The 16,655-nt window shown below is 31.2% G+C and carries 23 protein-coding genes; 11 read left to right on the top strand and 12 right to left on the bottom strand.

Annotation, left to right across the window (positions count from 1 at the left end; all coding sequences use genetic code 11):
* Positions 1 to 97: 97 nt before the first annotated feature.
* From STK_RS02760 to STK_RS02750, 3 genes are read right to left on the bottom strand one after another with little or no spacing between them, the layout of a single operon-like run.
* Positions 98 to 580: a hypothetical protein gene (locus STK_RS02760; RefSeq protein WP_010978458.1), complete on the bottom strand. Its 483-nt coding sequence runs from the start codon at positions 578 to 580 to the stop codon at positions 98 to 100.
* Entirely contained in the window at positions 577 to 1,188 is a 612-nt protein-coding gene (locus STK_RS02755; protein WP_010978457.1) for a hypothetical protein, read from the bottom strand. Before STK_RS02755 ends, STK_RS02760 begins: the two co-directional genes overlap by 4 nt.
* Positions 1,189 to 1,213: 25 nt before the next feature.
* Positions 1,214 to 2,218 carry an acryloyl-coenzyme A reductase gene (locus STK_RS02750; protein WP_010978456.1) on the bottom strand — a complete coding sequence of 335 codons (1,005 nt, stop codon included), beginning with the start codon at positions 2,216 to 2,218 and terminating at the stop codon, positions 1,214 to 1,216.
* A 70-nt stretch (positions 2,219 to 2,288) separates the two neighbouring features.
* Here STK_RS02750 and STK_RS02745 point away from each other — a divergent pair, with 70 nt between their 5' ends.
* From STK_RS02745 to STK_RS02720, 6 genes are read left to right on the top strand one after another with little or no spacing between them, the layout of a single operon-like run.
* Positions 2,289 to 2,720: a hypothetical protein gene (locus STK_RS02745; protein WP_010978455.1), complete on the top strand. Its 432-nt coding sequence runs from the start codon at positions 2,289 to 2,291 to the stop codon at positions 2,718 to 2,720.
* Positions 2,721 to 2,746: 26 nt separating this feature from the next.
* The gene (locus tag STK_RS02740) at positions 2,747 to 3,931 is read left to right on the top strand and encodes an amidase (protein ID WP_052846343.1); all 1,185 of its coding nucleotides are present in this window, start codon (positions 2,747 to 2,749) and stop codon (positions 3,929 to 3,931) included.
* A 19-nt stretch (positions 3,932 to 3,950) separates the two neighbouring features.
* Entirely contained in the window at positions 3,951 to 4,574 is a 624-nt protein-coding gene (gene psmB, locus STK_RS02735) for an archaeal proteasome endopeptidase complex subunit beta (protein ID WP_010978453.1), read from the top strand.
* A 32-nt stretch (positions 4,575 to 4,606) separates the two neighbouring features.
* A complete protein-coding gene (locus tag STK_RS02730) occupies positions 4,607 to 5,056 on the top strand; it encodes a YbhB/YbcL family Raf kinase inhibitor-like protein (protein WP_010978452.1) in 450 nt (149 codons plus the stop codon).
* 46 nt (positions 5,057 to 5,102) lie between these two features.
* Positions 5,103 to 6,086, top strand: a complete 984-nt coding sequence (locus STK_RS02725; protein ID WP_010978451.1) for a replication factor C small subunit — start codon at positions 5,103 to 5,105, stop codon at positions 6,084 to 6,086.
* A gap of 1 nt (position 6,087) precedes the next feature.
* The gene (locus STK_RS02720) at positions 6,088 to 7,410 is read left to right on the top strand and encodes a replication factor C large subunit (RefSeq protein ID WP_052846342.1); all 1,323 of its coding nucleotides are present in this window, start codon (positions 6,088 to 6,090) and stop codon (positions 7,408 to 7,410) included.
* On the opposite strand, the gene moaC is transcribed toward STK_RS02720, so the two are convergent.
* From moaC to STK_RS02705, 4 genes are read right to left on the bottom strand one after another with little or no spacing between them, the layout of a single operon-like run.
* Complete coding sequence (gene moaC / locus STK_RS02715) at positions 7,385 to 7,840, bottom strand: cyclic pyranopterin monophosphate synthase MoaC (RefSeq protein ID WP_010978449.1); 456 nt, start codon at positions 7,838 to 7,840, stop codon at positions 7,385 to 7,387. The genes STK_RS02720 and moaC overlap by 26 nt on opposite strands.
* Positions 7,837 to 8,058, bottom strand: a complete 222-nt coding sequence (locus STK_RS14745) for a winged helix-turn-helix transcriptional regulator (protein WP_269770909.1) — start codon at positions 8,056 to 8,058, stop codon at positions 7,837 to 7,839. Before STK_RS14745 ends, moaC begins: the two co-directional genes overlap by 4 nt.
* A gap of 17 nt (positions 8,059 to 8,075) precedes the next feature.
* A complete protein-coding gene (locus STK_RS02710; protein WP_010978448.1) occupies positions 8,076 to 9,332 on the bottom strand; it encodes an ORC1-type DNA replication protein in 1,257 nt (418 codons plus the stop codon).
* Between the two features lie 34 nt (positions 9,333 to 9,366).
* Positions 9,367 to 9,870 carry a THUMP domain-containing protein gene (locus STK_RS02705; protein WP_010978447.1) on the bottom strand — a complete coding sequence of 168 codons (504 nt, stop codon included), beginning with the start codon at positions 9,868 to 9,870 and terminating at the stop codon, positions 9,367 to 9,369.
* A gap of 49 nt (positions 9,871 to 9,919) precedes the next feature.
* On the opposite strand from STK_RS02705, the gene STK_RS02700 reads away from it, so the two are divergent.
* Together STK_RS02700 and mcm are read left to right on the top strand one after the other, a co-directional pair.
* Positions 9,920 to 10,465 (top strand): hypothetical protein, encoded by a 546-nt coding sequence (locus STK_RS02700; protein ID WP_052846341.1) that lies wholly within the window; start codon positions 9,920 to 9,922, stop codon positions 10,463 to 10,465.
* Complete coding sequence (mcm, locus tag STK_RS02695) at positions 10,446 to 12,506, top strand: minichromosome maintenance protein MCM (RefSeq protein WP_052846340.1); 2,061 nt, start codon at positions 10,446 to 10,448, stop codon at positions 12,504 to 12,506. Before STK_RS02700 ends, mcm begins: the two co-directional genes overlap by 20 nt.
* On the opposite strand, the gene STK_RS02690 is transcribed toward mcm, so the two are convergent.
* From STK_RS02690 to STK_RS02675, 4 genes are read right to left on the bottom strand one after another with little or no spacing between them, the layout of a single operon-like run.
* Positions 12,503 to 12,724: a hypothetical protein gene (locus STK_RS02690; RefSeq protein ID WP_052846339.1), complete on the bottom strand. Its 222-nt coding sequence runs from the start codon at positions 12,722 to 12,724 to the stop codon at positions 12,503 to 12,505. The genes mcm and STK_RS02690 overlap by 4 nt on opposite strands.
* A 16-nt stretch (positions 12,725 to 12,740) precedes the next feature.
* The gene (locus tag STK_RS02685) at positions 12,741 to 13,085 is read right to left on the bottom strand and encodes a hypothetical protein (protein WP_010978443.1); all 345 of its coding nucleotides are present in this window, start codon (positions 13,083 to 13,085) and stop codon (positions 12,741 to 12,743) included.
* Between the two features lie 9 nt (positions 13,086 to 13,094).
* Positions 13,095 to 13,595 (bottom strand): CDP-2,3-bis-(O-geranylgeranyl)-sn-glycerol synthase, encoded by a 501-nt coding sequence (locus STK_RS02680; RefSeq protein WP_010978442.1) that lies wholly within the window; start codon positions 13,593 to 13,595, stop codon positions 13,095 to 13,097.
* The gene (locus STK_RS02675; protein ID WP_052846337.1) at positions 13,586 to 14,116 is read right to left on the bottom strand and encodes an AAA family ATPase; all 531 of its coding nucleotides are present in this window, start codon (positions 14,114 to 14,116) and stop codon (positions 13,586 to 13,588) included. Before STK_RS02675 ends, STK_RS02680 begins: the two co-directional genes overlap by 10 nt.
* 33 nt (positions 14,117 to 14,149) lie before the next feature.
* Between STK_RS02675 and STK_RS02670 the strand changes: the two genes are divergently transcribed.
* From STK_RS02670 to tmk, 3 genes are read left to right on the top strand one after another with little or no spacing between them, the layout of a single operon-like run.
* Positions 14,150 to 14,680, top strand: a complete 531-nt coding sequence (locus tag STK_RS02670; RefSeq protein ID WP_010978440.1) for a hypothetical protein — start codon at positions 14,150 to 14,152, stop codon at positions 14,678 to 14,680.
* Between the two features lie 6 nt (positions 14,681 to 14,686).
* Positions 14,687 to 15,763 carry a Clp1/GlmU family protein gene (locus tag STK_RS02665; protein ID WP_010978439.1) on the top strand — a complete coding sequence of 359 codons (1,077 nt, stop codon included), beginning with the start codon at positions 14,687 to 14,689 and terminating at the stop codon, positions 15,761 to 15,763.
* On the top strand, positions 15,733 to 16,305 hold the full coding sequence (gene tmk, locus STK_RS02660) for a dTMP kinase (protein ID WP_010978438.1): 573 nt from the start codon (positions 15,733 to 15,735) through the stop codon (positions 16,303 to 16,305). Before STK_RS02665 ends, tmk begins: the two co-directional genes overlap by 31 nt.
* On the opposite strand, the gene STK_RS02655 is transcribed toward tmk, so the two are convergent.
* A complete protein-coding gene (locus tag STK_RS02655) occupies positions 16,277 to 16,636 on the bottom strand; it encodes an Sjogren's syndrome/scleroderma autoantigen 1 family protein (RefSeq protein ID WP_010978437.1) in 360 nt (119 codons plus the stop codon). The two genes, tmk and STK_RS02655, sit on opposite strands and share 29 nt — an antisense overlap.
* Positions 16,637 to 16,655 lie beyond the last annotated feature (19 nt).

Raw genomic sequence — 16,655 nt, 5'->3', positions numbered from 1 at the left:
ATTTTAAAAATAATTTTAGTTATCTTATATATCAGCTATTATTCTATGGTTATTTTTATGATTAAACCCAACGTAATTACATAAAATAATTATTTAACTATAATGATTTTATTTCTTTTATCAAATCCTCTTCTCTAATATTTCCTATAACCTCTCCATAAATTAATCCATCTAATTGAACTATAAAACCATTTTTTAATTCCTTAAATTTATATCCGTTACAATCTTTACAAAATCCCTTTATTACAACTTTATAACCATTGTTAATAATACTATATTTTATACTATTATACTCCTTACTTTTTAAATCTCCAGAAAATAATTGAATTCTTCTTGCTAATTCATACAATCCTAATTTTACAAGATCATCACTATTTATCCCTTCATTTCTAAGATAATATGGCAAAAGGTATTCGTCTTCCACTTTAATCTTTACTTCTTTAATCTTTTCTCTTATATCAGTGATAGAATCTCTAAGAGTTTCTATGCAATTTTTTGCAATATCTTTAGCGTCATTAGATTCTCCTATCCATAAATATATAAGTGCTAGGGAAATTTTTTCACAATCCATTTGTATCACGGTTTTATATAGATGAAAGTTTCTTTTAGGTTTTCATCTTCTCTAGTTATAAGTGACAGTACTCCATAATTATTAGGATATCTAACAATCTCTATGTTCATTAGGCTTTTAGTTATTTTGTCTAATATATAATATGTTCTCGGATTCATCGAAGATCTTATGTTAATAAATAATAGGCCACCTTCTGCCCCTATGCTCTTCCTAAGTTTTTCTTCTCTAGTTAGATCAATCATAGCATCAGCTATTGTTCCAAGATATTTTACACTTCTAAAAGGAATAATATTAGTAAATTTAACATTATATAAGGTATTAAAAGTAGCATAAGTTATGGCTTCACTTATACTCATGGAAGCGTCTCCAGACAAGTATTTGGCACCTTTACGACTATACGCGTATGAATATATATTATCAATTATTCCCTCAATTAATTTAGTAGTAAATATTGTGGAAAAATAAAGTATTTTATCATCTATCTCCACGTCAAGATAAGGACTTCCTGAAGCCGCATCTAAAATATAACCAGCTATTTCCTTATATTGGTTTGTATCATTCTCACTATGAGGAAGTAGATCACTTTTTATTTCAATAGAGGAAAATTTTAACTTCACAGTAGTATCATATTCAGTTAAAATTTTATGGTTTTACTAAGACTTTGCCTACTTTATTCTTATCCTTTATCATTTTATAACCTTCATCAATATTTTCAAGACTGACTGTTCCTGCAATAACTGGTTTAATTTTTCCCTCTTGTGTTAATTTTAGTGTATCTTCAGCATCTTTTTTGGTAGCTGAGGCATGACCAACTATCTTTAAATCTTTTAATATTATGTAGCCCAATCTTAAATTATAGATTTGAGAAGGGTCGACATTCCCTATTTGAACAATCCTTCCGCCCATCCACAATGACTTTAAGCTTTCATCGAAAGTAGGAGTACCCACAGTATCAATAACTAAAGTAACATCACCTATCTTCTTTGCTTCTTCAGAAAACTTTGTACCAACGATGACATAATCCGCATACTGCTTAATTATCTTTGCTTTTTCTTCTGATGTTGTTACCCCTATAACTTTAGCACCTAAGGCCTTAGCAACTTGAATTGCATGTATTCCTACTCCACCACTGGCACCAGTAACTAACACTAGCTCCCCTTTACGTATACCACCAGCCCTTCTAATACCTCTATATATCATTCCGGTTACACAAGGTACAAGTACTGCTCCCTCATCTGGGGTACCTTTTGGAACCTTTACTAAGCTAGTTACTTTAATTTTAGCTTTCTCTGCAAAAAATCCGTCTAGCTCTTCTGAGTAGCCTAACCTATGATGACAATATGCTTCCTCACCTATTTGGCAATATTCGCATGTACCATCTGGTGCATATAATAAAGAAATTACTTTATCACCTACTTCAAATCCCTTTATATTTTCTCCGACTTCTTCTATGGTTCCTACAACTTCATGCCCTAGTATAACTGGGTATTTCATTCTTGGATAATATCCTTGTAGTTGAAGCAAATCTCTATAACAAAGAGCAGCTCTATCTACCCTAATTATTACTTCATCTTTTCCCGGCTTAGGATCAGGTACCTCTTCAAGTTTATACCCTTGCTTAGGTCCTGGAACTACAATTGCTTTCATTTATTGCTTATACTGTTTAAATAGTATAAATTTTTTATTAGCTTATTACCTTACGCTCGATTTTATAATTATGTATTTAAAAAATCCTCCACGAATAAAAGTACTTGAAGCTTTAGGTGCTATAGCTGATGGTAGAGTTAAAGTTATTAACGAGAATGAATGTGAAGTAATTTCCTCAGAAGGTGATAGAATTTATAAAGTTATTATCAAAGGAGATCTCGTTAATAGTAATGATAATGGTACTGTTTATCGAAATTACGTGGGATATCCTATAATAGCTTGTTTAATGTTGTTGAAAAAACTATCTTTTAATGAGAAGTTTTCTAGTGCATTAAAAGGAATACCTTGGAGGAAACTAAATGAAGAGTATAAAAGTTATGAAAGAGTTGAGGAAATAGTCTTTAATATTGCTAAAGAAAGAAACGTTAATAGGTGGGAATTGGAAAATTTTATAAAGGTAATCCTTGATGAACTTAGAAGATTACATCTTAGAAAGACTTAATGAGCCTTTATTCTGCGTGAATGAAGATGTCATTAGAAGAATTAAATACAAAATACAATATTTTCATCACAATAAGCAGAATGAAATATAGAGATAAAGGTAAACTAAGAGACCTAAAATTCGGAATAAAAGATATCATTTTAACTAAAGGTGTAAGAACAACTGCTGGTTCAAAAATATTAAAAGATTTCATACCTAGTGAGAACGCATATATTGTTGATAAAATATTAGCTGAAGGAGGAGAGATAATAGGAAAAACTAATACTCATGAATTTGCTATTGGTGCTACTAATACCTCATCTCTAATTGGACCAGCAAAAAATCCCTATGATCCAGAGAGAATAAGTGGAGGATCTAGTGGAGGATCAGCAGTGGCAGTAGCATTAGGTTTAGTTGATGTTGGTATAGGAACAGATACTGGAGGGTCTGTAAGAATTCCAGCATCATTATGTGGAGTCATAGGTTTTAAGCCAACCTACGGAATTATACCTACTGATGGCGTAATTCCTTTCAGTTGGACATTTGACACTATAGGTTTCTTAGCAAAAGATATCTCATTAATAAGAAGAACTATTGAAGCTCTTGCTGAAAATAAAATTCCTTTTATATCATACTCTAAGAGAAGGCCTACGTTAGGATTATTCCTATTTGGAGATTATGAAACTTCTAAGGCCTTAGAACCAGTAATAAATAAACTTTCATCCTATTTTGATTTAGTACAGATAGAGAATGAACTTCTGATTAAACATTCTAGAATTGTAAGAAAAACTATTGCTTTAGCAGAAGCTTCATCTTATCATATGAAATATTACGATAAATATAAAGACTTGTATTCGTCTGATGTTAGAAAATTAATCGAAGAAGGCTTCAAAATTTTGGCTACAGATTACGTCAACTCTTTAAGAATTAGAAAAGTATTGTTAGAGGAATACTTCTCTATCTTTAAAAAAATAGATGCATTAATTTCACCTACAACAAGAATTGTCGCACCTAAGATTCAAGAAGTAATAGGGAATGAACTAAAATATAGAGACTCTTTAATTGCTAATACCGAAATATTTAATACTTTAGGAGCTCCATCAATCTCAATTCCAGTAACTAAGCTAAATGATTTACCTGTGGGGTTAATGATTAGCGGAGAGCCCTATAAAGATGGAACTGTTTTAGATATTGCAGAGGAAATAATGGGAATTGTTGGTTTTATTAAGTAGTTTTACACAATTTGTTTTGATGGAGACTAATAATAAGTTAAAGATTTTAAAAACCGGAACTACCACGGTTGGAATAAAAGTAAAAGATGGAGTAGTATTAGCTGCTGATAGAAGAGCAAGTGCTGGAATGTATGTAGCACATAAGTATGTAAGAAAAGTCCTCTATGTTGCACCAAATATAGGTATTACTACAGCCGGTAGTGTAGCTGATTTACAGTTTATATATGATTTGCTAAAGAATATATATCATTATAACCTAATAACGGGGATGAGACCAATTACAATCAAAGCGTTAGCTACATATTTAGCTAATATGTTATCATTTTCTAAGTATCTTCCTTATATAGTTCAAATATTAATAGGTGGTGTAGATGAGCAGCCAAGATTATATAATCTTGATTATGTAGGCGATATAACAGAAGAGGATTATACTGCGACGGGTTCTGGTTCAGTAGAAGCTATAGGCGTAATTGAAGATGAATATAGGCCAGATATGACATTAGATGAAGCTGCTGACTTAGCTAGAAGAGCAATCTTCTCATCTATAAAAAGAGATCCCTATACTGGGACTGGAGTAATAGTGAGTAAGATAACTAAAAATGGACATGAGGAAAAAGAATATTATCCTCAAAGAAAAATCTAAAAGTTTTTATTCCTTTCTAGGAATTTATAATTATGAATGTAAAGTCCTCAGCTTTTAAGAATGAAGATTTTATTCCAGTAAGGTACACTTGTGACGGAGAGGATATATCTCCAGAGATAGAGTGGGATAAGGTTCAAAATGCAAAAAGCTATGCCTTAATAGTAGAAGATCCGGATGCACCTGGAGGTATTTTTATACATTGGATTATATATAATATAAAAGGAACAAAATTACCAGAAAATATAAAAAAAGTTGAAAAAACTGAATTTGGTATTCAAGGTGAAAATGATTTTGGAAAAATAGGTTATGGAGGACCATGTCCTCCTAGAACTCATCCTCCTCATAGATATTACTTCTATGTATATGCTCTTGATACAGAACTGCCAGAACGATCAAGAATAACTGCAGATGAGCTTAAGAATTTAATGAAAGGACATATAATTGATCAAGGAGTAATTATGGGTAAGTATAAAAGGAAGTAGCCCTTTTAACTATCTTTTTAGAATAATATATGTAAGGGTAAATTTCATGTCACTTGAGGAGGAAATTCTTTGGGCTGAAAAATATAGACCTAGAAGCCTTGATGACATAGTTAATCAAAAAGATATTGTAGAGAGATTAAAAAGATTCGTAAAAGATAAGAATATGCCCCATTTACTTTTCTCTGGTCCTCCCGGTACAGGGAAAACTACAGCCGCCTTAGCCTTAGTTCATGATTTATACGGTGACAATTATAGGCAATATTTTCTTGAACTTAATGCTAGTGATGAAAGAGGTATAGATGTTATAAGGAATAAAGTTAAGGAATTTGCTAGAACAGTAGCTGGGGGAAACGTACCATTTAAGGTGGTGTTACTTGATGAAGCAGATAATATGACTGCTGATGCTCAACAAGCTTTAAGAAGAACCATGGAATTATATACAGAAACAACCCGTTTCATTTTAGCTTGTAATTATCTTAGTAAAATAATTGAACCTATACAATCAAGAACTGCACTTTTTAGGTTTTATCCGTTAAAGAAAGAAGATGTAGTGGCTAGACTTGCATATATAGCTAAAAACGAGAAAGTAGAGTATGATCAGAAGGCCCTTGAAACAATTTATGATATAACTCAAGGAGACATGAGAAAAGCGATAAATATACTTCAAGCTTCATCAGTATATGGTAAAGTAACTGTAGAAGCTGTATACAAAGTTCTTGGACTTGCACAGCCAAAAGAAATAAGAGAAATGATTATGTTGGCACTACAAGGAAATTTCCTTAAGGCGAGAGAGAAGTTAAGAGAGTTATTAGTAAATTATGGATTGTCAGGTGAAGATATTATAAAACAAATACATAGAGAAGTTACAGGTAACGAAATAAATATTCCAGATGATTTAAAAGTATTACTAGTAGATTATATTGGTGAGGTAGAATATAGAATAATGGAAGGGGCAGACGACGAGATCCAACTAAATGCTCTTCTAGCTAAACTGGCCGTTTACGGAGAAAAGTACTTAAAAGGGAAGTAAATTGCCACTACAATGGTTTCTAAAATATAGGCCAAAGACTCTAAATGAAGTAGAGAACGAAGAAGATGCTAAAAAAGAACTAGTGGAATGGATAGAAAGTTGGTTAAAGGGAAAACCTAATTATAAGGCCGTATTGCTCTATGGACCTCCCGGAGTTGGAAAGACAACGTTAGCTGAAGCACTAGCTAGAGATTATAAACTCGAATTATTTGAAATGAATGCTAGTGATTCAAGAAATTTAAATGATATCAGAACTATGGCTGAACGAGCTTCTATAACAGGGACAATCTTCGGGATTAAGGGAAAATTAATACTTTTAGATGAGGTTGATGGTTTGAATGCAAGAGCTGATGCTGGTGCAATTGATGCTATTCTAGAACTTATTAATAAAACTAAATACCCAATAATTTTAACAGCTAACGATCCTTGGGACCCTTCCTTAAGACCTTTAAGAAATGCTGTAAAAATGATAGAATTAAAAAGGTTAACTAAATACCCATTAAAGAGAATACTTAAGAAAATATGTGAAGCAGAAAAGATTACATGTGAGGATGAAGCATTAGATTTTATAATTGAACAGTCAGAGGGAGACGCTAGATATGCTATAAACATGTTACAAGGGGTTGCAGAAGGTTATGGTAGAGTAACATTAGATATGGCTAAAAATTTAGTTAGGAGAAAAGATAGAGAATTAGATCCTTTTGAAGCATTAAGAGGTGTATTTTGGGCTAAATATTACTGGCAAGCTAAAAGCGCAGTAACAGATACTCAGATAGATTACGAACTTTTAATGAGATGGTTAGATGAAAATATACCATTGCAATATGATAATTTAGAAGATGTATGGAGAGCATATGATGCTTTATCAAGAGCTTCATTATTTTTAACAAGATCTAAATTAGTTGGGTGGGATCTTTTATCCTATACGTTTGATCTAATGGGGCCTGGTATAGCTTTTGCCTCCTTAGAGAAGAAAAAGCCTACATATAAGGCTAAGTGGGTCAAGTATCAGTTTCCTCAGTACATTCAACAGTTAGCTAAAACTAAAGAAATTAGAGACGCTTTAGATACATTACTAAGAAAGATAGGCCAGGCTATACATGCCTCAAAAGATAAAACTCTTAATGATTTTCTACCAGCTTTTATAATATATTACAGAAAATACCAGGAAAAACTAGATAAGGAGCTCGAACTTACCGAAAAAGAAAAAGATGTTATTAAGTTAATTTCTTCATTCTACGAAGGAAGTAAAGTGGAAATAGAAGAACCAGAGAAAAAAGAACCAAGTAAAAGAAGAACTACTTCATATCGTCGTAAGTCTTAATTTTATTAATAACCCTAATTGACTTTATCTCAGTATAAGGATACTGTCCATTTTCATCTTTTTCATACTTTTTAACCATGTCCCAAATAGTAAGAAGAGCCACTGAAGTTGCGGTTAGTGCTTCCATTTCAACACCAGTCTTATAATGAGCCTTAACAGTACTTATTACTCTTAATCCTTCTTCTTCAATTTTAATTTCTACATCAACAAACTCTAAAGGTATTGGGTGACACATTGGTATTAATTCTGGAGTTTTTTTAGCAGCTAATATTCCAGCTGTTTTAGCTACAGTAATTACATCGCCTTTTTCAACTTCTTTATTTTTAATTTTTTCTATTGTTTCTTTTCTTAATTTTATATAACCTTCTACCACAGCTTCCCTTAGAACTATATCCTTAGATGAAATATCTACTATTTTTGCTTCAGTCATATATCTTCTAATTCCTCAAACAAATTTTTTAAAATTATTACTTTAGGATTAGCATAGTTTAATCTGATTATTTTGCTTCTATCTCCTCTTATTACTTCAATAAGTTTCTTCTGTTCTAAGATTTCAATATATTTAAGTAAAGTAGAATAGTTTAATTTAGTTTCCTTAGCTAGTTTACTTATGTTTATCTCTCCTTCCTTAAATAAAATATAAAGAATTTTTAAAATACTAGGATTTAATAGTTCTTTTGCTGTAATAGTCTATCCCTTATTTCATTATTAATTAGATTATCTAATTCTTCTGATATAGGAACTGAAAGAGATATAAGAGTTGTTCTACCTCGCATTCCTTTACCGCTTTGCCTAGCTGTTATTAAACCCATTAATTTTAACTTTCTTATATATTCAAAAACTTGCGTATGTTTCCTAGGTATTTCTCCTAGATCTTTTGCTACAATATTATATTCTTCTTCTACTTTTCCCATTGAGAAGAAATCATCTCCTTCCTTTTTATGTAAATTCATTATAGCCTTAACTACTAATAGTTGATGTAAATCTAAATCTCTTATCGTATCTAAGATTATACTTAATTCAGGGTTAATTTTTGAATTAGCCTTTTTAGCATGATCAATAGTTACTAATAATGAACCTTCCGTATCCGCAATCTTGCCAGCAAGCTCTAGTGTTTCAAGCGCAAGTCTTGCATTACCACTTCCACCTTTATCAATACCATAAATATCTGAAATGAATCTTACAGTCTCTTCTAAGACAGCTCCTTCTCTGAATGCTTTCTCATTTACTATCCTATCCATTAAAATATCATACAATTCCTCAGAAGTATACGGGGGAAACTCTATAACATTCTTTATCACGTGATCTTTTATACTCTTGTCTAAGCTTGCTAAACTAGTCAGTTCTCTCAGAATGAAAATGTAGTGAATGCGTTTTACTAAAGCGTTAAGTTCATCATATATCCTCACTAGAAAATAAATGTCTTCAACTGGTGAGGTACTTACAAAATAATCAAATTCATCTAATGTAATTATTAGTTGAATGTTTCTTTTTTCTAGGTAATCATATATTAACTTAAAGGTTTCTTGTGATGATAAACCTCTATTAGGTATCTGCAAATTTAACTGATTTGCAATTTCAACTAGCATAAGGTAAAGAGTTCTTTGTCTATGACAATTTATATGAGTATAAACAACTCTAAGCCCCTTCTCTTTTGCAATTTCACTAAAAAGCTCTCCAAACTTTTTTGTCGTAACAGTTTTACCAGTACCAGTCTTACCAGAAATTACTACTCTAACTGATGTACTCCCAGGGTTTGAAAGAATTTCTCTGAAATTTATACTTAACTCCTTTATCTGTTTTTCTCTGTGAGGCAAGTTCTTAGGAATATAATCTGGTGTTAAAACTTTGCTTTTCTCGAATACTGTTGAGCCCTTAATTGCATCCTCAACCAAATCTCTTAGCTCATCCAAAACTTTCACCTCAATCTAAAATATTCTGGTAATACTATATATTTTAACGGAGAGAGATAACTGAAACTTTTTCTTGACCCTTTTTAATTACCGACATATAGGTAGAGTCCTTTATCACGTTAACTACAATCACTTTCTCTGGGTTCTTGTAATCCACACTAGCAAATCCTCTAAGACCTATACCTATTCCTATTTCAACCTCTCTGCAATTTATTTTAATACCTCTATCATAACAATCTACATAAAAAGTTTTAAATTGAATATTTTTCTTTAAAAATTCTGTTATTTTATCTATAATTTCTCGCTCTTTTACTGAATGAATTACTAAATCGACAGGATATATTTTTGCTAAACAAGAAGGAGGTGCTGATATTAACAATCCATATGCCATAATAGGAGTTAATGAGGTATAGACTAGTATAACATTTTTTATTATTTCTTCTGCCTTTGAATTTAGATCTTTTAAGTATAACCTATTAAGGATCTCAATTATACATTTATTATTCTTGTTATTTTTCACAGTAAGTATTAACTTCGGTTCTTCCATTACTCTCTATGCTTTTATTTTTTGTTAGATTAATTTTTATTTTGTGTCAATGCTTACTGTACAACTTAAAGCTTTATCAAAATTAAACTTGTTAAACAAAAAGAAGATCATGGTATTGGATGATTGGGGACCTTTTGATGATGGCTTCGAAGAAATTAGTTTAACTAAAGGTAGCGAAGATGAAATAAAACTTTGGTTAGCAGACGAGTTACAGAAAAAATCAATAGTCAGAATTTTAGATTATGTTTCAGTAGAAGAATTGGGTAGAATCTTATTCCAAGAAAGGCAAAACATTAATACACCAGCGTCATTAGTAAAATTACCTAAAGATTTTTACTATAGAGCTCTTTTGCTTATCGACAATTTGAAGCTAAAAAATGACCTAGAAGCAATAGAACAAATAAGAAAAGCAAGGCAACTTATAAATGAGATAATATCAATAAGAATAAGAAAAATAATACAATTAGCATTTCTAGGAATTTCAGACCAAACAATACTTGACAAGCTAACAACGGAAGAAATTTTAGTTTATAGAAACATAAAATATACTATTGAGCATACCATAGGTGATATAATTGGCTATACAACAAGCTGACTACGGAGACTTGTTACTTGAATTTATCAATACATATAGAGATAGCAAAGGTAAGCCTACTTATCTTAATCAAATAAATGAAATTATTGCATATAGAAAGAAGAGCATTATAATAAATTTCAGCGATTTGTTTAACTTTAATGAGCAACTAGCGACTCAAATAATCAATAATCCTAAAGAAATTTTTCCTATATTAGAGAATAAAATATATGACTATATAATAGAAAAAGATCCTTCATTCCAAGAGGAAATAAAGAAAATACACTTAAGAATTACTAATGTACCAAGACTCATAGAATTAAGAAAAATAAGAAGTAGTGATGCAGGAAAACTAATTACAATAGAAGGTATATTAGTTAAATCTACTCCAGTAAAAGAAAGATTGAGCAGATCAGTGTTTAAACACATTAATCCAGATTGTATGCAAGATTTTGTATGGCCACCAGAAGGAGAATTTGATGAAATTATTGAACTACCTACAACATGTCCGGTGTGTGGAAAAGCTGGACAATTTAAACTTATTGAGGACAGATCAGAATTCATAGATTGGCAAAAAGCAGTCATTCAAGAGAGGCCAGAAGAAATTCCACCTGGACAGTTACCTAGACAACTTGAAGTAGTCTTTGAAGACGATTTAGTTGATTCTGCCCGTCCTGGAGATAGAGTGAAGATAGTTGGAATTTTAGAGATAAAGAAAGATTCTCAAATAAAAAGAGGGAGCAAAGCTATCTTTGATTTTTATTTGAAAGTTAATAGTATAGAAATTTCACAAAAAGTATTGGATGAAGTAAAGATCTCAGAAGAAGATGAGAAAAAAATTAGAGAATTATCTAGAGATCCTTGGATAAGAGAGAAGATAATTAGTTCAATAGCGCCATCAATATACGGACATTGGGAGATAAAGGAAGCAATAGCATTAGCCCTATTTGGGGGAGTACCAAAGATAATGGAAGATGGTACCAGAGTAAGAGGAGATATACATGTACTAATTATTGGTGATCCAGGTACAGCGAAATCTCAAATTTTACAGTTTGCTGCAAGAGTTGCTCCTAGAGCTGTATATACAACTGGAAAAGGTTCTACTGCTGCTGGATTAACAGCTACGGTAACTAGAGATAAAAATACTGGAGATTATTATTTAGAAGCTGGTGCATTAGTATTAGCAGATGGAGGAGTCGCAGTAATAGATGAAATTGATAAAATGAGAGAAGAAGATAGAGTAGCAATACATGAAGCAATGGAACAGCAAACAGTCTCTATAGCAAAAGCTGGAATTGTTGCTAAGCTAAATGCAAGAGCTACAGTAGTAGCTGCAGGAAATCCTAAGTTAGGAAGATATATAGCTGAAAGAGGAATAGCTGAAAATATTAATTTACCACCTACTATACTTTCAAGATTTGATTTGATATTTATACTAATAGATAAACCTGGTGTAGAAGATCAATTATTAGCTTCACATATATTAAATGTTCATGCTGGTAAAACAAAGAGTACAGAAATTATAGATGTAGATTTACTTAAGAAGTACATAGCATATGCAAGGAAGAATGTATTTCCAAAACTGAGTGATGAAGCAAAGAGTTTATTGCAAGATTTCTTCGTAGAGATGAGAAAGAAGAGTTCTGAATCACCAGATTCTCCAATAATTATAACCCCAAGACAACTTGAAGCCTTAATAAGAATATCTGAAGCTTATGCAAGAATGGCACTAAAAAATGAAGTTACGAGAGAAGATGCTGAAAGAGCAATAAATATAATGAGAATATTCCTCGAGAATGTAGGATTAGATGTAGAATCTGGCAAAATAGATATTGATACGATTATGACTGGAAAGCCAAAGAGTGCAAGAGAAAAAATGGCCAGAATACTAGAAATCATCGATACCTTAGCTGGCACAAACGAGTGTGCAAAAGTAAAAGAGATTGTAAAAGAAGCTGAGGGAATAGGAATTGATAAAGCAAGTGTAGAAAAATTATTAACCGATATGAGAAAACAAGGCTTAATTTACGAATCTAGACCAGATTGTTATAGAAAAGTCTAAACTTTTAGCTTTTTATAAATAGGAAGAGGAGTCCACATTACCCATGCTGGTACTTGCTTAACTAATTCATAGGCTTCTTCCCATCCACTTAATCCTAACCTTTTAGCTAATTGCTCTAGTGTTAACTGTGTTCTTACATACTCATTTAACGCCCTAATAGCTTCGTCATCTAATATTACTTCTCTACCACTAGATAGCTTTATTTTGATTTGATCCATAATTATCCACTTCTTCTTAACTTATATTAAATAAAAATTTAATCGCTGTAGAGCCATACGCTATCCACACATAAGCCATAATTATTAGTAATACAGCAATTAAAAACGTGGCACCTAACTCATGATTTTTATTTTCTAGAAGATAAGTTCCTATTAATAATCCTGCAATCAAAAGGGTTGCAAGAAATGCAATGCCACCTGCTTGTGGAACACCACCATTAGAATAGGTTATAGGCGATATATAATAAGGAAATGCAATAGCTCCTAATATTCCTATTGCCATTATAACAATTAAGATAATCAGTATGTAAACATTATTTAGTGAACTATAAACTTTGTCAGATTTTGAAGTTTTAGGCATACTAGTTTATTACCACGGTACACTTTTTATTTTTAATCGATATGCAACATTGTTAGTTAAAATATGAAGTACAAAAGCTATAACTACTATACTTAAAAATTCATATATATTTAAAGATATTTTACTTATTATTAAGGCTAAAGTGGCACCAAGTATAAAATCTAACTGATCTAATCCTATAGCTCTTGCACCTCTTGCTAAGCCTAATCTTCTTTTTATAAAAGCACCCACCATATCACCAAGCATTGCCAACAAAGATTCAATAAAACTAACATATATCCAATAAATACCTAAGAATTTTGCTAATATTATACCTACAGTAGTTCCAAATGTAACCGCTACTAAAAGTCCTTCAAAAGTTTTACCATCACCCAAAAGTCTTCTCCCATCAACAAAATTTTTTCTAAAATCTATTGGAGTACCATTTTTGACAAAAGGAGCACTTCCATTAGCAACTAATGCTGGCAAATAATACAAAATAGCAAATATAACATAATAAATTATAGGCACCCTTCAACACCATTCGAACTTATCTTAAACTTACAAACTCTAAGATTCCCTATGATATAGTTTTTAGTAACCCTTAAAATGTCCTCGGATATCTTTCGCATAAATTTTTCACCGCTAACTCTATTGTTTCCAGCAACTTCCCAGCTTAAAAGAACTTTAACGTTACTCTCTCTTGATAATGCTAATAGCATTAAAATAGGGTACTCTATGTCCTTAACTTTTCTACTTTCCCTATAAAATCTATTTATAGTATCTACTGAAATTAACTTCAAATTTAATTTAGTTGCTTTAATTATTATTGAAATTAACTCAAAAATATTATTTGTATTAGCAAAATATACATCTTTTTTCCACCTAATGCCTTCAACTCTAGCCTGGTATGAGACACCTTCCGTAGAAATATAAAGACTAGGAGTTATTTCATTAATAACTTGAAGTATAATATTAGTTTTACCACTACCAGCTACGCCATATAAGGAAACAACACTCCCCTTCTCAAAAACGAAATCTGATATTTTCAAGGCTTAAATTCCACTAAGATATAAAGATAAAGTGTGGTAAAAAAAGTAGCACTAAGAGTTAGTGATCCAAAACTCATGTACTATTTAATATCCAATTTGAAAAAATTTAACATACTTATTGCTGAAGATGGAGATATTATAATTACAGATAATTTAATAAAAAAATTCAATTTCGATAAATTAATAGGATATATAGTTTGTAAAGTCAGAGGAAAAGATAACTTTAATGAATTACTTATTGGAATTGATACTAATAAAGAAGAAAAGTTAACAGTGGTTGTTGTAGGAGACGGAGAACTTATATATTCTGAAAATAGTAACTTAATGGAAATAGAAGAAAAAATCAGTAATATAGTCTATATGTTTCCTCATAAAAAATTATATATAGGAGTTGGTGGAGGAAACAAAATTGGAGAATTGGTTTATAGAATGCTGAAAATTAAATTCACGGAAACTAAAATAGTTAATGAAAACAAAACTAGTAGCAAAAATCCCTTTATTAATATAAAAGATAGAGATATAAGAGCTGCATATTTGATTGCATTAAGGTCTACCTTAAGGTAATCTTACATGCTAATTAACAAAGATATAGATATAGTAATTAGAGGGCCTTGTAAAATAAGAGTAAAACAAGGTACTATAGATATACAAGGTATTGAAATAAACGATGAAATAGAAATAAAAGACAACAAAACATACACGCTAACTACTTTGAGAGAAAGTGAAATAGATACAGAATGCCAAATAATTTCTTACTTTCCTTCTCTTAATTGGAGAAAAATAGGAGAGAGAATAAGCGGAAAAGTAATTGTTCTAGGTGACGAAAATTCGGGGAAAACTTATTTTTCAAATTTAGTTGCAAATCTTAATAATAGTCAAATAATAGATGCAGATGTAGGACAGTCCTCAATTTTTATTCCTACATTTATATCTCTTTCTAATATTAAAAAAACCTTAAATACCAAAGAAAAAGGATATTCTGAACTTCAATTCTTTGGGCATAAGAGCCCATCTGTAAATCCGAAGTTACATATAGCATTAGTTTCAAAACTTATCCAAAACAACAATATAGTAATTGATACAGATGGATGGATAACTGGAATCTATGCATATAGACATAAATTAGAATTGATTTATTTAACAGAACCAGAATATATAGTAGTTTTTGAAAATGCTATTAAATTAACTTTCCCTAAAGCCCTTGAAAACAAAATATTATATGTAAAGGCATTTCCACTACCAGATAAAAGAGATAGGACTCAAAGACGTAAATATAGACAAGAACTGTTTAAAGAATACTTTAATAAAGCCACTACAATACAAATAGAAAGTGATAAGCTATTTGGTACTCCGATAGCTGATTCCCTATTTATAAGTTGGGGAACGCCTTTACAGTTGGTCTACGAATTACCTTGCGAAGGTTATTACGTATCAAACATTAAAGGTTTATTAGTAGGACTAACAAAAAAAGGTAAAATTGTAGGAGCCGGTATAATCCAGGATATAAATAAGAATTACGTTCTAATCAAAACGCCAGAAAAAGATTTTGATGGTGTCCTATTGGGTTATATAAGCTTAAATGATAATTATGAAGATACTGAAGTAAAGATAAGAAAATGCCCAGATTCATATCATTTGAAGGAATAGACGGAGCCGGTAAAACAACATTAGCTAAAAAAGTATATGAAGTTCTAAAGAAAAAAGGATATAATGTTATTTTAACACAAGAACCCTTTACGAGAGAAATTACTGAGCTAATAAAGAAAGCTGGTTGGAATGATCCAGTATTGTTAACCCTACTATTCTCAGCAGATAGAGCTTTTCACATAAAATGGATAATGGAACAAAAGCCTGAAATAGTTTTAATGGATAGGTATTTTCATTCTACGATTGCTTATCAAAGTGTACTTGGTTTAGACGAAAAATGGATAGAAGAAGTAAATTCTAAATTCCCTAAACCCGATATAGTCTTCTTACTTGATATAAAGGTTAATGAAGCAATAAAGAGGATTAGAAAAGATGACCAGTTTAATTTTGAGGAAAAGATTGCTACATTGGAAGCCGTTAGGAAAAAGTACCTTGAACTGGCTAGAAAATATAATTTTATAGTACTCGATGCCATGTCTAAAATAGAAGAATTAACAGAAAAAACTGTACAAATCATTTGTTCTCTGGTGAAATGCTCTTAATCTTCCTTATTCTTTCAATAGCGTCTAAGTACCTTATTATTTGTAACAAAGCATCACTATCCATTGGATCAGTCTTTATTTTTTCAACAACACTATTCATGCTTTTAAATAATACATCTTCTAGCATATCTAATGAGATAGAAAGAGTAATCTTCTTTTCCTCTTCTTCATCTTTCACAACAATAACTTTTCCATGATTAGGACATACTATATCTCCATTTTTTAACTTAAAAAGAGGCATATGACATTTAGGACAAGCAATATCTAACATTGTAGCTCCTTGTCTTAGTAGTTCTGCCGCTTTTTTCACACCAGTATCTTCCTTACTCATATGTATAAACTAAAAAACC

Origin of the sequence: Sulfurisphaera tokodaii str. 7, from assembly GCF_000011205.1 — an archaeon.
GTDB lineage: Archaea > Thermoproteota > Thermoprotei_A > Sulfolobales > Sulfolobaceae > Sulfurisphaera > Sulfurisphaera tokodaii.
The sequence above is the reverse complement of the archived record's forward strand: the minus strand, read 5'-3'. Positions and strand labels throughout refer to the sequence as shown.

Excerpts from the sequence above, each read along its gene's own strand:
- tmk (WP_010978438.1), top strand. The coding sequence starts at position 15,733 with ATGCCCAGATTCATATCATTTGAAGGAATAGACGGAGCCGGTAAAACA.
- STK_RS02705 (WP_010978447.1), bottom strand. The coding sequence starts at position 9,870 with ATGGAAGAACCGAAGTTAATACTTACTGTGAAAAATAACAAGAATAAT.
- STK_RS02725 (WP_010978451.1), top strand. The coding sequence starts at position 5,103 with ATGTCACTTGAGGAGGAAATTCTTTGGGCTGAAAAATATAGACCTAGA.
- STK_RS02730 (WP_010978452.1), top strand. The coding sequence starts at position 4,607 with ATGAATGTAAAGTCCTCAGCTTTTAAGAATGAAGATTTTATTCCAGTA.
- STK_RS02690 (WP_052846339.1), bottom strand. The coding sequence starts at position 12,724 with ATGGATCAAATCAAAATAAAGCTATCTAGTGGTAGAGAAGTAATATTA.
- STK_RS02740 (WP_052846343.1), top strand. The coding sequence starts at position 2,747 with ATGTCATTAGAAGAATTAAATACAAAATACAATATTTTCATCACAATA.
- STK_RS02750 (WP_010978456.1), bottom strand. The coding sequence starts at position 2,218 with ATGAAAGCAATTGTAGTTCCAGGACCTAAGCAAGGGTATAAACTTGAA.
- psmB (WP_010978453.1), top strand. The coding sequence starts at position 3,951 with ATGGAGACTAATAATAAGTTAAAGATTTTAAAAACCGGAACTACCACG.
- moaC (WP_010978449.1), bottom strand. The coding sequence starts at position 7,840 with ATGACTGAAGCAAAAATAGTAGATATTTCATCTAAGGATATAGTTCTA.
- STK_RS02655 (WP_010978437.1), bottom strand. The coding sequence starts at position 16,636 with ATGAGTAAGGAAGATACTGGTGTGAAAAAAGCGGCAGAACTACTAAGA.
- STK_RS02700 (WP_052846341.1), top strand. The coding sequence starts at position 9,920 with ATGCTTACTGTACAACTTAAAGCTTTATCAAAATTAAACTTGTTAAAC.
- STK_RS02745 (WP_010978455.1), top strand. The coding sequence starts at position 2,289 with ATGTATTTAAAAAATCCTCCACGAATAAAAGTACTTGAAGCTTTAGGT.
- STK_RS02665 (WP_010978439.1), top strand. The coding sequence starts at position 14,687 with ATGCTAATTAACAAAGATATAGATATAGTAATTAGAGGGCCTTGTAAA.
- STK_RS02685 (WP_010978443.1), bottom strand. The coding sequence starts at position 13,085 with ATGCCTAAAACTTCAAAATCTGACAAAGTTTATAGTTCACTAAATAAT.